The 14903-nt window shown below is 36.4% G+C and carries 6 protein-coding genes; 4 read left to right on the plus strand and 2 right to left on the minus strand.

The genetic code is table 11. The features are described from left to right. Nucleotides 1-37: 37 nt before the first annotated feature. Complete coding sequence (locus IPI65_07920) at nucleotides 38-4360, plus strand: T9SS type A sorting domain-containing protein (GenBank protein MBK7441443.1); 4323 nt, start codon at nucleotides 38-40, stop codon at nucleotides 4358-4360. A 79-nt stretch (nucleotides 4361-4439) separates the two neighbouring features. Here IPI65_07920 and IPI65_07925 read toward each other — a convergent pair whose 3' ends face one another. Further along, complete coding sequence (locus IPI65_07925) at nucleotides 4440-4607, minus strand: hypothetical protein (GenBank protein ID MBK7441444.1); 168 nt, start codon at nucleotides 4605-4607, stop codon at nucleotides 4440-4442. A gap of 6 nt (nucleotides 4608-4613) precedes the next feature. Further along, a complete protein-coding gene (locus IPI65_07930) occupies nucleotides 4614-9212 on the minus strand; it encodes a translocation/assembly module TamB domain-containing protein (protein MBK7441445.1) in 4599 nt (1532 codons plus the stop codon). A 146-nt stretch (nucleotides 9213-9358) separates the two neighbouring features. Here IPI65_07930 and tsaD point away from each other — a divergent pair, with 146 nt between their 5' ends. The 3 genes from tsaD (at nucleotide 9359) to IPI65_07945 (ending at nucleotide 14831) form a co-directional block, all read left to right on the plus strand. Further along, nucleotides 9359-10372, plus strand: a complete 1014-nt coding sequence (gene tsaD / locus IPI65_07935) for a tRNA (adenosine(37)-N6)-threonylcarbamoyltransferase complex transferase subunit TsaD (protein MBK7441446.1) — start codon at nucleotides 9359-9361, stop codon at nucleotides 10370-10372. A 25-nt stretch (nucleotides 10373-10397) separates the two neighbouring features. Then, on the plus strand, nucleotides 10398-10823 hold the full coding sequence (locus tag IPI65_07940) for a thioesterase family protein (protein MBK7441447.1): 426 nt from the start codon (nucleotides 10398-10400) through the stop codon (nucleotides 10821-10823). Between the two features lie 246 nt (nucleotides 10824-11069). Beyond that, nucleotides 11070-14831: a T9SS type A sorting domain-containing protein gene (locus IPI65_07945; protein MBK7441448.1), complete on the plus strand. Its 3762-nt coding sequence runs from the start codon at nucleotides 11070-11072 to the stop codon at nucleotides 14829-14831. The last annotated feature ends 72 nt before the right edge of the window (nucleotides 14832-14903 follow it).

Genomic DNA, 14903 nt, shown 5'->3' on the forward strand with positions numbered 1-14903 from the left:
TTTTCTCATACTTGTGAGCAAACCAATAAACTATTTTATGAAACTTAAAAAACTACTCCCATTATTGCTGCTATTTTTTGCAAGCAATCACATTTGGGCCGACACAGAGCCGGACAACAACAATCCAGTAACCGCAGATGCCATGACACTTGATAATGCCACTACAGGCACTATTAATTTAGCCGGCGATGCAATTGATTATTATGCATTTACAACAACTGCAGATGGTAAAATTACTTTATCACTAACCAGTGATGTAACATATTTAACCGTTCGTTTGTATGATGCAGATGGAACAACTGTTTTAGGTACAGTTTCCGATTATTCAACTGTTACCGTTAATGTTGACGGATTAGCAGTAGGTAATTATTATGCTGCGGTTGTAGCCTACGGAGGTTATTCAGGTAATTATTCAATTACGTCAAGTTTAATGAATGCTGAATACGCAAATGACACAGAAGTAAATGATACCTATGCGCAAGCACTCGACATTACTGAAAACGGGAGCGTAACCGGCCACGTTGGTTTTCGCTTCAATGGTGGTGCTTATGACATGAACGACTGGTATAAAGTTGTTACAACGCAGGATGGAAATATTACTGCAACTTTTGCAAATAATACCGGAGATTACAATAACCTTTACATTTATGATAATGATGGAACAACCGTTTTAGGTTCGACAGCAGATTATGGAACCGACACGTTGACGGTTACCGGAAAAGCAGCAGGAACATATTACATTCGTTTAAATTATTATTCTACTAATTATTTTAATGGTTACACTTTAACAAATACTGTGACACCAACAAATTTTGCTAATGATGCCGAACCAAACGACACCTATGCGACTGCAACAGTAACTATTCCTGAAAATGGCAGTGTTAACGGACATATTGGTCATCGATATAATGGTGGATCTTATGATACTGACGACTGGTATATTTTAAATATGAGTCAGGATGGTCAGTTACAACTTAACTTGACACAAGGTGCCGGTATTTATCATGGTATCTATTTATATGATAATGATGGTACATCTTTGCTTGCATCTAATTTTGAATATGGTGCTACAAGTACGGTTCGATATAATTTATCTGCCGGAACATATTATGCTAAAGTTGATAATTATTCTACATCCTATTTTTCAGGTTATACCTTACAATTTGTTGCCACACCAACTGCTTATGCCTCAGATGTTGAACCTAATGAAGATTACTCTGATGCTACAGTAACAATTCCTGTTGGCGGAACGGTAAACGGGCATATCGGGTTTTACAGAAATGGCGGCACATATGATACTGATGACTGGTATAAATTAACATCAACCGAAGATGGTATTATCAGTTTAACATTAAATCAGGGAACCGGAATTTATCATGGTATTTATTTATATGATGCCAATGGAACTACATTACTGGATAACACATTTAATTATACTACTTCTACAGTTTCTGTTTCTAATCTTGCAGCCGGTGATTATTATGCGAAGGTGGATAATTATAGCACGTCTTATTATTCATCTTATTCGCTTACATTTAATTTAACACCACCTGCGTATGCAAATGATCCCGAGCCAAATGGTTCGTTAGCTGAAGCTACTCCCATGTTAACAAATTCAACTGTGGATGGACATATTGGGTATCGCAATAACGGTACAATTTATGACCAAAACGATTATTATGAAATTGTTTTATCGGAGCCGGGTGATTTATCATTAACTATAGAAAAAGGACCTTCACAATATAATACCATTTATATTTTGAATAGTGCGGGCACTTCGTTAGAGTCACAATCAAACTATGGAAATTTTTCTATTTCTGAATTGAATTTGGCTGCGGGAACTTATTATGCGAGAGTGAATTATTACAGCTCAACACATTTTGGTGGTTATACGCTAACCAACAATTATTGCCCTGATCAAATTACCATTATTGCAGAAGGTGAAACCACTTTTTGTGCCGGTGAATCAATTGTTTTAAGTACACCTGATCATCATTTAAATTATTTATGGAGTGATGGATCCGTTACAGAAACAAATACTGTTACTTTATCAGGCGATAATTTTTTAACAATTGATAATGGTGCTGGTTGTATTCGAACTTCAAACACAATTACAACAGAATCTACGCCATTACCTGTTGCAGTTATTAATGCGGATGGTCCAACAGAATTTTGTGCAGGTGGTGATGTTACACTTAGTGTTCCTGTTGTAGCTGATACCTATTTATGGAGCAATGGTGCAACAACACCTACAATAACCGTAAGTGCAACAGGTGATTACAGTGTTGAATTAACAAAAAACACTTGCTCTGCTATCTCTGATCCGATACACATCACAGTAAATGCAAATCCTGTTGCAACAATTACACCTGATGGTGCAACTACATTTTGCGAAGGCGGAAGTGTAACTCTTGAAGCCAACGCTGCAGTTTCTTATGCATGGAGCAATGGTGCTACAGCAAGTGCTATTGTAGCAGATGCGAATGGTGATTTTTATGTAACGATTACTGATGCAAATGGTTGTTCAAATACATCTTCAACAATTAGTGTAACTGAAAATGATAATCCAATTGCAGGAATTAGTGCTGATGGTCCAACAACATTTTGTTCAGGATTATCTGTTAATCTAACTGCAACCGGAGGAACTAGTTATTTATGGAGTAATGGTGCAACAACCGCTACAATAAATGTTACAAGCGGAGGTACTTATTATGCAACTGTAACAAATGCATCAGGTTGTTCTGCGGTAACTACGTCAATTGATGTTACTGTTGAAGCTTGCGGAACAGTGAGTATTGTTGCGGACGGTGCAGTTGAATTTTGCGATGGTGGTTCTGTTACTTTAACTTCCAGCGAAGCAGCAGGAAATATCTGGAGTACGGGTGAAACAACACAAAGTATTGTGGTAACCGAAAGTGGCGATTATTATTGCACTAATGGTGTAAATACTTCAAATACCATTTCTGTTATTGTAAATGCAAATCCAATTGCTACAATTTCTGCTGACGGTGCAACTGAATTTTGTGCAGGTGGAAGTGTAAATTTAACAGCAAGTGCAGCAAATATTTACGATTGGAATACCGGTGCAACTGCAGCATCTATTTTAGTAAATACGAGTGGTGATTATGTGGTTACTGTTACAGATGCTAATGGTTGTTCTGCAACTTCTGCTGCAACTACAGTAACTGTTAATTCAAATCCTACAGCAACAATTTCTGCAGACGGAGCTACTACTTTTTGTGAAGGTGGAGATGTTAATTTAATGGCATCTGCTGCAGCATCTTATTTATGGAGCAATGGCTCAACAGATGGAACAATAAACGTTAGTGCTTCAGGTGATTATTCAGTTATGGTTACCGATGCAAATGGTTGCTCTGCAACATCAGAAAATGTTACTGTTACTGAAAATGCAAATCCAACACCGGTAATTGCTGCCGATGGTCCGGTTGTATTTTGTGGAACAGATGTAACACTTAGTGTTGATGGGGATTACGATAGTTATTTATGGAGTAATGGTGAAACAACTTCATCAATTACCACAGCAAGTTCAGGTTCATATTATGTAACAGTTACCTCAGCAACTTGCGAAGGAACTTCAAATACAATAGATGTAACAGCAGATGCAGCACCTTCAGTAAGTATTGTGTCAGATGGTACATTAATTTGTTTCGAAGCCAGCACTATGTTAACTGCAACAACAGATGCTGAAAATATTCAATGGCAATTAAATGGTGTTGATATTCCTGGAGCAACAGATGCTGTTTATCTAGCTTCTACGAATGGAAAATATCGTGCAGTTGCAACAACAGGATTGTGTGAAGCAACCAGTCTCGAAATAAAATTGAAATATGCTGAACGTTTAACTGTTACACCTGCAGGCACAGTGGGCTTATGCGGTGGTTCAGTTACCATGAATGTTCCTGCTGCTGCCGGAGCTACTTACCAATGGTATCAAAACAATACTTTAATTGCTGGTGCAACATCTAATTCATATACTACCACTACCAAAGGTAAATTTTATTGCCTTGCGTATAAAGATGGTTGTTCAAATGCATCCAAATTATTGGTTGTAACGAACGATTGTAAAGTAAGTGAAGAAGATATTTCCAGCATGCAAATTGCGCCAAATCCGGCTGCAAATAATTTTACAGTTGTATATTTTGCAACGATAGCCGGTGAATCAAATATTACCATTTCCGATTTGTCTGGTCGTATTATTTCATCTGAAAATGTTCAAACCGTAATTGGTGAACAAACGCAGGAATATACTACTACTATGATGCCTTCAGGAATGTATTTAGTTGCCATTCGTTTAAGCGATGGAACTGTGATGACTCAAAAATTAATTATTGAAAAATAATTAGGTTTGTTCATTGAATGAGGCTGTTTCGTAAGAGGCAGCCTCATTTTATTTATAGGTAAGTTTGAAACATTAGCTTTTATTCCGCAAGCAGGTCGAGTACAAATAATAAAATGGCAATTATTATTAAGGCAATTCCCGCCCATTTTAATTTAGGCATTTGTTTGTTTTTTGCCAGATATAAGGCATAACAACCGCCTAATAACATAATAATATTGTCTAAATATTTTCCAATTTCACCCAACATAGATAATTATTTTTTATTCCAGGGAAGAAGTTCCTTAAATTTATCGAAGTCTTTGGTGTAATAAATACCCACACCGGTTTTTACATCGTTTTTCGCAATAATGGCATCGTATTCTGATAAGCGGAATGCTTTAACCCGCACACGACCATCAGGGGAAATTAAATATTCCACTTCAAAATCACCGGCCAAATTACTGGCAGAACCTTGATTTCCACTTGCAAAATCGTAATAAGTAGTTCCAACTTTTACTACAACTACATCAGTTATTTGTTGCTCAATGGTCAAATCAAATTGTTTATCCTGTTCATCAGTATATGTATATGAGCCGCTTTGAATATTACCTATTCCAATATCAATTTCCGTATTTTTAAGAAAATCACTAAGTATATTTTGGAAATAGGTGGTCAACTGACTGGCAACGAAATCGTTAATTGTATTATTTGTGGTTGTGCCAACTGCATTAAATGTTGTTAAATCCTGAGGGAGGAAACTATTAGTAATTAACAAACCAAATACCTGTTTATTTAATTCGTTTTTATCGGCGCGCACTTGTTGTAAACGGCGTTGAAAATCTGAATTATTTGATGCAGTTCCTTGTCCTTCAGGGACATCTAAATCGAAGTCAATTTGTGGGGATTCCAAAACGCCGGTTATTTTAATTAACACATTTACATCAGTTTTTTCCTTTGTTTCAGTTCCTGTTAATGTACTAATACCAATATCCTGCGCTGCATACTCTGCAGTGAGGTCAAGTTTTGCATTATATGGCGAGCCGCTAAATTCAATGGTGCTTCCCGGAACAACCTGGAATTTTCGTTCAAATAATCCCTGGAATGAAAAATCGTATAAACCTTCTGTAATTCGATAAGTTCCGGTCATATCTATTGTTCCTAATGAATTGGCTTTAATATTCAAAACGCCAAATCCTTTTCCTGTTAAATACTCGGTTCCTTCACTGTTTAATAATAATTTTATTTCTGCATCCGGTGTGGCATTTAATTTTAGATCCACATTTACAATTGCAAGATTTAATTCATCGGGTGGAATTACAGTGGTAGGAGCAACTACTTGCCTGTTTACAAAACGAATAAAATCGTGTCGCTTAACATTTCCTGAACCATAGGTTGGTAAATTTACTACTGTTCCGGTATGCGGTGTTGCTGTAACGGCAATATTTAACGCATCTAATTTTCCGGTGATATTACAATCTACTTTCCCAATTGCATATCCAAAAAAATCAGGATTTTGCTTCACAGTTGTTTCCATTAACACCAGGTTTTCACTTCGGATACTCAACTCTTTAAAATTCCAAGCTTCAAAATTGGAGTAAGTAATTTCACCTTTTAATTTTGCCTGATTATTTAATTTATCTGTAATTGTTGTTTCAGGAATTAATACTTTATTTTTTTCAATTTGAACGTCAATCTGGTCAAAATAATAATGTGCACCCATGTAATCCACTGTCATTCCACCATCCTTAATATTTAAATTCCCTTCCATCTGCGGACGTTTGGCCGGCCCTTTTATATCTAACTTCCCATAAATATCACCATCCATTTCAGACAAAATACCTTTTAAGAAAGGTTCTACAATAAAGAGTTTGGTTTTGCGGAATTCCGCTTTTACAATTAAGCTGTCCACATCTTCGCCTTCACCCAAAATGTAAAAGCCATCTGTAGTAAATCCATTATCTCCAACCAAGGAAGAATTAAATTTCAACCTGTTTGTGGGTTGTATCATTGAAGTATTTACTTTTAAATTCCCCAACAAAACATTATTCATTGTAAGGCCTTTTACTTCTGCACCACCTAAGAAACTTGGTTTACCTAAGATGTCACCAATACTGTAAGTTGCATCAAGTGTGCCACTGATATTTTCACCCGGCAACACATAATGCTCCATGAGTTCTCCGATTGGAATATTTCGAATATTTAATTTTAAGATAGTTGTATAAGTGGGATCGGGAGCACTGCTTAAACTAATCACTTTGTTGCCACTGCTTAAGGTGAAGTTTTGCGCAATTATATTATTATTTACATATTGCAAACTGTTATTGGGTAAGATATCCCATTTCTCTGACTCGAAAAATATTTCTGATGGTAACACATTAAATGCCATCATGGAATCCATAAAAGCAACTTCTCCATTTAGATTTATCCTGTTTGAATCGGTATCTTTCCCTACTTTTAAATTGTAAGATAATTTATTCTGAGCAAAATTCCCCTCTGTGCGAACAACAGGAATTTCTATATTATTGTTAATGGTTGTTTTGTTCAACCTGGTAAAAAATTCCAGTGTATTATTTTGTGTCCTTGCTTCCACCAATAATGTATCGAGCAAAATACCATTATAACTAAACTGATCAACTTTTATTCTTGTATTAAATTCATTAATGCCGGTATTAAAATTACCTGATACCTTTAAATTTCTGACTACCTGAATATCCGGATAAAAAATTGCCAATAAACGGTCAGCATTTTTTACATTAACACTATATTCCGCAATTTGCGGATCTGATACTATTGAATCGTTTCCATTGGTGTAATGGTTTACCATGTTTTTTATGGCACCTGGCAATCCGGTAAGTGTATAGTTTCCGGCAATGGTAAAATCTAATAAGTTTGAACTTCCTGTAATAATTTTTTTACCCGCATCTTCTTTTGCATTTATACTCAAGGTATCTAAACGGTAAATATATTTTTCGCGAATAAGTAATAAGTCACCAAAACGGATATCCCCAATCATATTATCCAAAGTTGTTCCCTGCGCATTCATTGTTGCGCTTGCACTGAATACAATTGGTTCAGGATAAAAATTTAATTGTTTTAAATTGGCCCTTTTAATATCTGTTTTAAAATCGTAGGCAGGAATAGTATCCTGCATGTCGATTATACCGTTAAACGACATCACAATGTTAGGGTCATCTACGGTGAAGTTCCCTTCAAAATAATCACTTTTTAATTCTCCGTCAATAGCTATATTGGAATAGGTGTAATCGTTAAACTCAACTGAATTAATTTCAGTTGATAAATCAAAATTTGCATTATTATCACTGTCAAGGGTGCCGTCAATAGCGGCCTTCATACTTATCTTGCCCAAAATATCCGATTGTCCGGAAAGTGCACCAATGTTTAACTCAGTAGTAGTGAGATTACCACTAAAGCCTGATGTTTTTGTTTCCTTGTTGTATTGAAAGTTTACATCTGTATACATATTTCCCTGGTCGGTAACAAGGTTGCCATAACTAACCAAGTCATAAGTAAAACCTGTAACACGTCCGGTATAATTAATCGTACCGAGTTTTAAAACGCTTTCCGGTAATTTACCTTTTCCGATTATAGACTCCAACTCGTATGTATTTACATAAAGCGGCTCTAATTTTAAATCGAGGAACGTTTCGTCAATATTTGGTAAACCTTTTATGTCTAAAGTTCCTTTTATTCCGGCTGTGTTATTTACCACAGCGTCAAAATCGCGGGCTTTTAAATTATCCAATGAACCATATATTCTGCCGCTTAATTTTAATGTAACATCATACTGCTCCAACTCCGGGGCAAAATAAGCGATGTCTTTACTGGAGATGATACTTTTATTAAAATTACCGTTCATTCTAATGTCAGAATTAAAACGATCGAAATCATTTATGGTCGTAAATGTCATACCAATTGCATCATTAATCCTGCTATTTGGTGTTTTAATCAATAAATCGTTTAGTGTAATTTCGTATGCTGAGAATAAAATATTAGCGTGTAGGGTATCAATTTTAAATCCTGATTTTTCCTGAAGCGATAAATGATTTATCGTGTTCATGATGGTATCGCCAATGTAAACGATATCACTCATGTCAAGATTTATGGCCGTAACAGCCATATCGCTAAAATTAATTCCGGTAGTGGTTGACTCAGAATTTAAATCTTTAAAATAAAATGCACAATTATCTAAAAGTAATTGTGTTGTTTCCAATGTCCAGTCACCCATTGCAATATGCAATGTATCCCAGCTTTCCTCGTGTGTTGACGGAATAGTATCGATTAGTCCTGTGAGACGAAATGTGGTTTTATCGAATTCAATTTTTTCAAATGCTAAAATATGGTCTTCTAATCCGAGATTATTAATTAAAATTTCCGAATCATCAATATAAGCTTCCATATCACTGGCTGCAACTTCATCATGCCATTTAAATCTTGTTTTGCTGATGTTCACTTTGTTTAAACGCAGGTCGATACTTTTTTTGCTGCCGCTGGAAACCGTACTGTCGGAAGTAGTATCTCCACTTCCAGCAAATGCATCAATAATAAACTGATAGTTGTAAGTTGAATCCGGTAAGGTGCGACTGATATTGATATTTGTTTCACTAAGCGCAATATTTTTAAGGCGAACACTTGGAGTAAAAGGATTCAGCGTTCCGATGTTTACCTGTAACTCACCTGCGTAAATTAAGGTATCCTGATTTTTATCTTCAATATAAAGTCCTCTTATGATGATATGATCCAATACATCGATACTGATTTCCTTCAGTTCAACTTTGGTCTGTAATTTTTCACTTAGCCAGGATGTCGCCTTTGAGGCTACATAATTTTGAACCGCGGGAATGCGTAACAGCAAAAAAACCACAATAAAAAGACCCAGTAAACCCCAAAAAATAATGAGTGCCAGCCTTCTTATGAAGAAATATACTTTCCAATATGATAATAGTTGCTGCACCTAATCCTTTCCTGCTTATTTTTACGGGGTTAAATTACGAATATTGTATGCCTGTAACAATTCTTGGAATTGAGTCAAGTTGTGATGAAACCGGTGCTGCTGTATTGATTGATGGACAAATAGTAGCAAATTGCATTGCAAATCAGTCGATACATGAGCTTTACGGTGGTGTGGTACCTGAACTCGCCTCCCGTGCACATCAGGCAAATATTGTTCCCGTTGTTGAAATCGCATTAAAAAAAGCAGGTATCACCCTCCAACAAATTGACGCTGTGGCATTTACGCAAGGGCCGGGACTGCTTGGATCACTTATGGTAGGGGCCGGTTATGCAAAAGGAGTGTCGCTTGCTTTGGACATACCGTTGATTGCCGTACACCACATGCAAGCCCATATTTTAGCGCATTTTGTAGAAGACCCGAAGCCGGATTTCCCGTTTTTATGTCTAACAGTAAGTGGCGGCCATACCCAGCTGGTATTGGTTAAAAGCCATCTAGACATGGAAATTATAGGTCAAACCACCGATGATGCAGCGGGGGAGGCTTTCGACAAATGTGCCAAAATGCTTGGTTTGCCTTATCCCGGTGGACCATTAATTGATAAATTAGCGCAGCAGGGTAATCCCTTGGCTTTTACATTCGCTGAGCCTAAAATTCCGGGCCTGGATTTTTCATTCAGTGGTTTTAAAACATCTGTGCTATATTTTTTGCAGGAGCAGATTAAATCCAATCCGAATTTTATTCAGGAAAACATGAACAACCTATGTGCGGCAATTCAACACAGTATTGTAGAAATTTTGGTCAGGAAAATGAGGAAGGCTGCCCGACAATATGGTGTAAAACAAATTGCAATTGCGGGTGGCGTGTCTGCAAACTCATGTTTGCGCAATAAAATCATCGAACTTGGTAAGTCCGAAGGTTATAATGTATTTATACCTGCCTTCGAATATTGTACCGATAATGCAGCCATGATTGCCATAACCGGATATTATAAATTCCTCAACAAACAATTTGCCGATCAAACCATAGTGCCTGCTGCTCGCATAACTGGATTGACAAACTAATTAATTAAATAATTTATCGATTTTTATGTCGCGCATTCAAATCAATTTCCCTCCGCAACACCATTTTGAAACTGAAATTAAAGTTAGAATTACCGACCTCAATTATGGCGGACACCTCGGTAACGACAGTGTTTTGTCGCTGTTACATGAAGCCAGGGTACGATTTTTGAAAAGTTATGGTTATACTGAAAAAGATGTTGAAGGTGTCGGAATTATTATGGGAGATGTTGCTATTCAGTTTAAATCAGAAGCATTTTATGGAGAACGATTAAAAATTCAAATCACGGCCGGCGATTTTAGTCGCGTTTCGTTTGATATTTATTATCGTGTAATTTCCGGTGAACGAGAAGTTGCTTTAGCAAAAACCGGAATCGTTTTTTATAATTATGAAAAGAAAAAAGTAGCAGCAGTTCCGGAAAACTTTCGTAAAAAAATGGAAAGTAAGGATTAAATGGAAATCGGCGAATTCGTTTTTTTAATTGATAGTTAACACTTTACGCAGTAATATCAGGCACTGTAAAGTAAATTAGTCAGCAAACACAATTTATTAAAAATAAAAAGTAATGAATTATTCAAAATAAAAATCTTACTTTGCATCCGTAAGATAATTTTCTCCGTCTTACCACACAATACCCTCTTTATACCACACCTCCCAAGTTGCCACACTTTTTTGTAACAATATAAACAACAAAGTGGTATGATTAATCTGTATGCGCTCAAGCGGATAATGGTATTCGCAATCTCCTTAAGTTTTATCACAAACAGTTTCGCACAAATGGATGAAGATTGTGCAGCACACCCTGATGATGAAATGATGCACGATGAACATTGTGCTGTATTTGCAACTGTTCCAATTGCTGATGCCACACATATTTCTGTTACAAATGGTTCATGGTTTAATCCATCAACCTGGAATACAGGTACAGTGCCCGGTCCCGGAGCAATGGTGTTTGTAGATTCCGCAACAACAGTTACTTATGATGGTGTTAGTGAAACCGAAATATTCTGGTTGCGCGTTAAAGGCACACTCAATTTTGCAAATAATATTAATACAAAAATTAAAGTAACAACTATTGTTACAGATCCAATCGGGCATGTAAATATAGGAACTGCTTTGGCCCCAATAAATGCCGCAGTTACTGCAAAAATTATTTTTCCGGATAACGGTCCAATCAACATTTCAAACGACCCATTTGAATTTACAAAAGGTGTAATCAGTCACGGGTTTCTTGTTGTGTCAGGAGAATATAAAAAAACCTATTGTGCCATCTCAAAAAATATTAATGCGGGTGCTTCCAATTTAAAATTAGCTGAAGTGCCAACAGGCTGGAAAGTTGGTGACCAATTGGTTTTAGGTGGAACATATGGCACTTATATTGGCGATTACGATTTAAATTCCAAATTCCATGATGAAGTATTAACCATAACTAGCATTGCAGGGAAGACGGTTTATTTCACAAACAATGCAACTGGTGGAACAACTTTACAATATGAACACAAAATGCCAAGTGGGTACGGATTAAAAATGTACGTTGCCAATTTAACGCGCAATGTAATTTTTGAATCCGAAAATTATACTACCATTCCTATTGATCAACGGGGACATCTTATGCTGATGCACAATATTGCACAAAGTATTTCGTATGCACAATTTAATGGAATGGGTCGCACAAATAAAGATATACTCGCTACGGATCCGGTAGTTAGTGATATGGGTGTTCAAATAAGCGGAGGTAATAACGTGCGCGGCAGATATGCTATCCATATGCATAAAGCCGGAACAAACAATATTGGGGCTACGCCTACATTAATAAAAGGGAATTCAATTGTAGATCCTACAAGTTGGGGAATTGTAAATCATCAGAGTAATGCAAATATTGATGATAATGTGGTGTTTGATTTTTTTGGTGCTGCATTTGTTACTGAAGATGGTAATGAATTGGGTACATTTAATAATAATATTGCCATTAAAGGACGAAAAGCAACTACCCATACAAATTTAGATGAACGTACCGCTAATGTTGACTTTGGTTATGAAGGTAATGGTTATTGGTTGCAAAGCTCAAATGTAGCCTGTGAAAATAATATTGCTATCAGCTGCTCAGGTGATGCATACAAAGTATTTAGCGATGATGCCAGTATGCCCTTGACACACCGGTTTAAAATTCCGAAAGCAAATATTTTAAATCCCATTATTGCCGGAGCCGATGATTCCATTTATACTGCTGTTGTTCCACTACGGAAATTTGTAGGCAATATTGCTTACAACTGCAACAGCGCAATGATGTTTTGGACGCATATGCTGAATAACGACAATGTAGGAGATTTTTCTTCGATTGAAAATGATCCATATACGCATACCATTTTTAGTGTGGTGCAGGATTGTAAATTTTGGAATATGTTAGCTGCAGGTATTTCGGTAAAATATTCAGGTCAGGTGCAATTTAAAAATGTTATTTTATTGGGAGATATTGATAATCAGTTTGCCGGAAGTGCCTGGGTTGCAGGAAATCCGCAAGGTGGTTATGCATTTATTACGAGTACGGTAACCGGACAAATGATTTATGAAAGTTTAACGGTGAAAGGATGGAAACGTGGTGTAGTTGCAGGAAGAGCAGATGACTTACAAAGTGGAGATGATTTTGAATATGATTATCGCACAGCTAAAATAATTGGTGGTGTGTATAATAATAACACTTATAATATTGCACCTGAGGAAGGAACCGATGAATATGGTGCATCAGAATATTATAAATTCCCTAAATATTTTGAAATTTCCGGAGCGCCTGTGTTTACTGCAATTACGGCAAACGTAAACCCGGTAGCCGATTTTTCGTATGTTGCTGCGGGCGGAAATAGTATACAGTTTAATGGCGTTTTGTCTTCCGATAGTGACCCGGGCGTTACTACTCCGGGTCAGGGAAATGGTGTTGCGGGTTATGTATGGAATTTTGGAGATGGAACCAGTGGTTATGGAATGGATCCGGTGCATACCTATTCAACAGCAGGTACAAAAAGTGTAACCTTAACCGTTTATGATAGTCAGGGTAAAACCGGCGTAAGTACGAAAAATGTATATGTAACAACTTCAGCTTATAATAATGTTGTCAGCAATTCAGGTTTTGAAACCGGAGGATTTTACAATTCATCTTTTTCAAACAGCTCTAGAGTTTATGTTGATGCCGGATGGTTACAAAAAAGTAACTGGGAAATTGTAAACGGTAAAGCAACAATTTATTTAAGCGATAAATGGAACAGACCACTCAGACAGATTACTAAAAATGATAAAGCATTACGCGGAGTTATTGAATTTTCGTTTCAAGCAAAAAACATCGGTTCAGGTGCGTTTGGTAATGATTTATTTTGCGAAATAATTGGTATTAATGGCGAATTTAAAGACCCGAATGTGGTTGAATTAAATAATTTCGAAAAGTGGAATAATAATGATGTTGGATTTACATCTACTGTACTACTAAGTGAAAATTTCGGACTTGCAAATTTCAACTGGCAAACATTTACGCGAAATGTAAATTTTGGCTCCGGTTATGATTATATTGTAGTTACATTTTATTCGCAAGGTGTAAAAGTTGGTCCTGCAGAAGAGCAAGGTGTGGACAATGTTTGTTTACCATGTAATTGCGCAATTCCACAACATTTATTTGAAGATGAATTAACTGCAACACATGCTATGTTGATTTGGGATAATATGGGCAGCGAACAATATCAACTGCAATATAAAACAACAGCAGGTGCAACGTGGACAACAGTAACTGTTGAAAATACTTACTATGAATTATCTGCACTTGCAGCCAATACTTCTTATACATGGAAAGTAAAAGCATTGTGCGATGGTGTATGGACTGCCTACTCCGGCGATAAAATATTTATTACACCTGCAGCAGGAACATCGTGCACATCACCAAGTGTTTTAAGCTCGTCACTAATAACCAATTCAAAAGCAACACTTAACTGGAATGAAATTCCATCGTCGTTGCAATATCAGATATCTTATAAAAAAACAACAGACATCAGCTGGACTAATTTATATACCACATCACCCACTTATATGTTGAGCGGTTTATCACCACTTACCATCTATGAATGGAAAGTAAAATCACAATGTGCAGCAGGATGGAAAGATTTTACATCTACTTCAATTTTTATAACACTTGCATTAAAAGAGGAGGAATTAATTACTGATAGTTTATCAGACATTACAATTTATCCAAATCCGGTTCAAGGTCAACTGAATTTAAATTTACCTGAATCAATTTCAGGAAATCTATCAATTCGTATTATTGATTTAGTGGGACACGTTGTAATGGAAGAAAATATTTCGAGTAACGGAGGTGTAAATGTGATGCAATTAAATACAACTGCATTACCAACAGGTATTTATTTACTAACTATTAATGAAGCAAATATGTTACGTGCTTCACAAAAATTCATAAAACAATAACCAAAATCAGGAATGAATAGTAGCCCTGACCCTAGCGTCAGGGTTTTTTTGTGCCATATCAGGTACAATTTG

It is taken from the genome of Bacteroidota bacterium, assembly GCA_016706255.1.
Lineage (GTDB): Bacteria > Bacteroidota > Bacteroidia > Chitinophagales > BACL12 > UBA7236.

What these genes read in the sequence shown, in the direction of transcription:
- IPI65_07925 (MBK7441444.1), bottom strand. Translation starts at nt 4,607, where the DNA reads ATGTTGGGTGAAATTGGAAAATATTTAGACAATATTATTATGTTATTA.
- tsaD (MBK7441446.1), top strand. Translation starts at nt 9,359, where the DNA reads ATGCCTGTAACAATTCTTGGAATTGAGTCAAGTTGTGATGAAACCGGT.
- IPI65_07940 (MBK7441447.1), top strand. Translation starts at nt 10,398, where the DNA reads ATGTCGCGCATTCAAATCAATTTCCCTCCGCAACACCATTTTGAAACT.
- IPI65_07945 (MBK7441448.1), top strand. Translation starts at nt 11,070, where the DNA reads ATGATTAATCTGTATGCGCTCAAGCGGATAATGGTATTCGCAATCTCC.
- IPI65_07920 (MBK7441443.1), top strand. Translation starts at nt 38, where the DNA reads ATGAAACTTAAAAAACTACTCCCATTATTGCTGCTATTTTTTGCAAGC.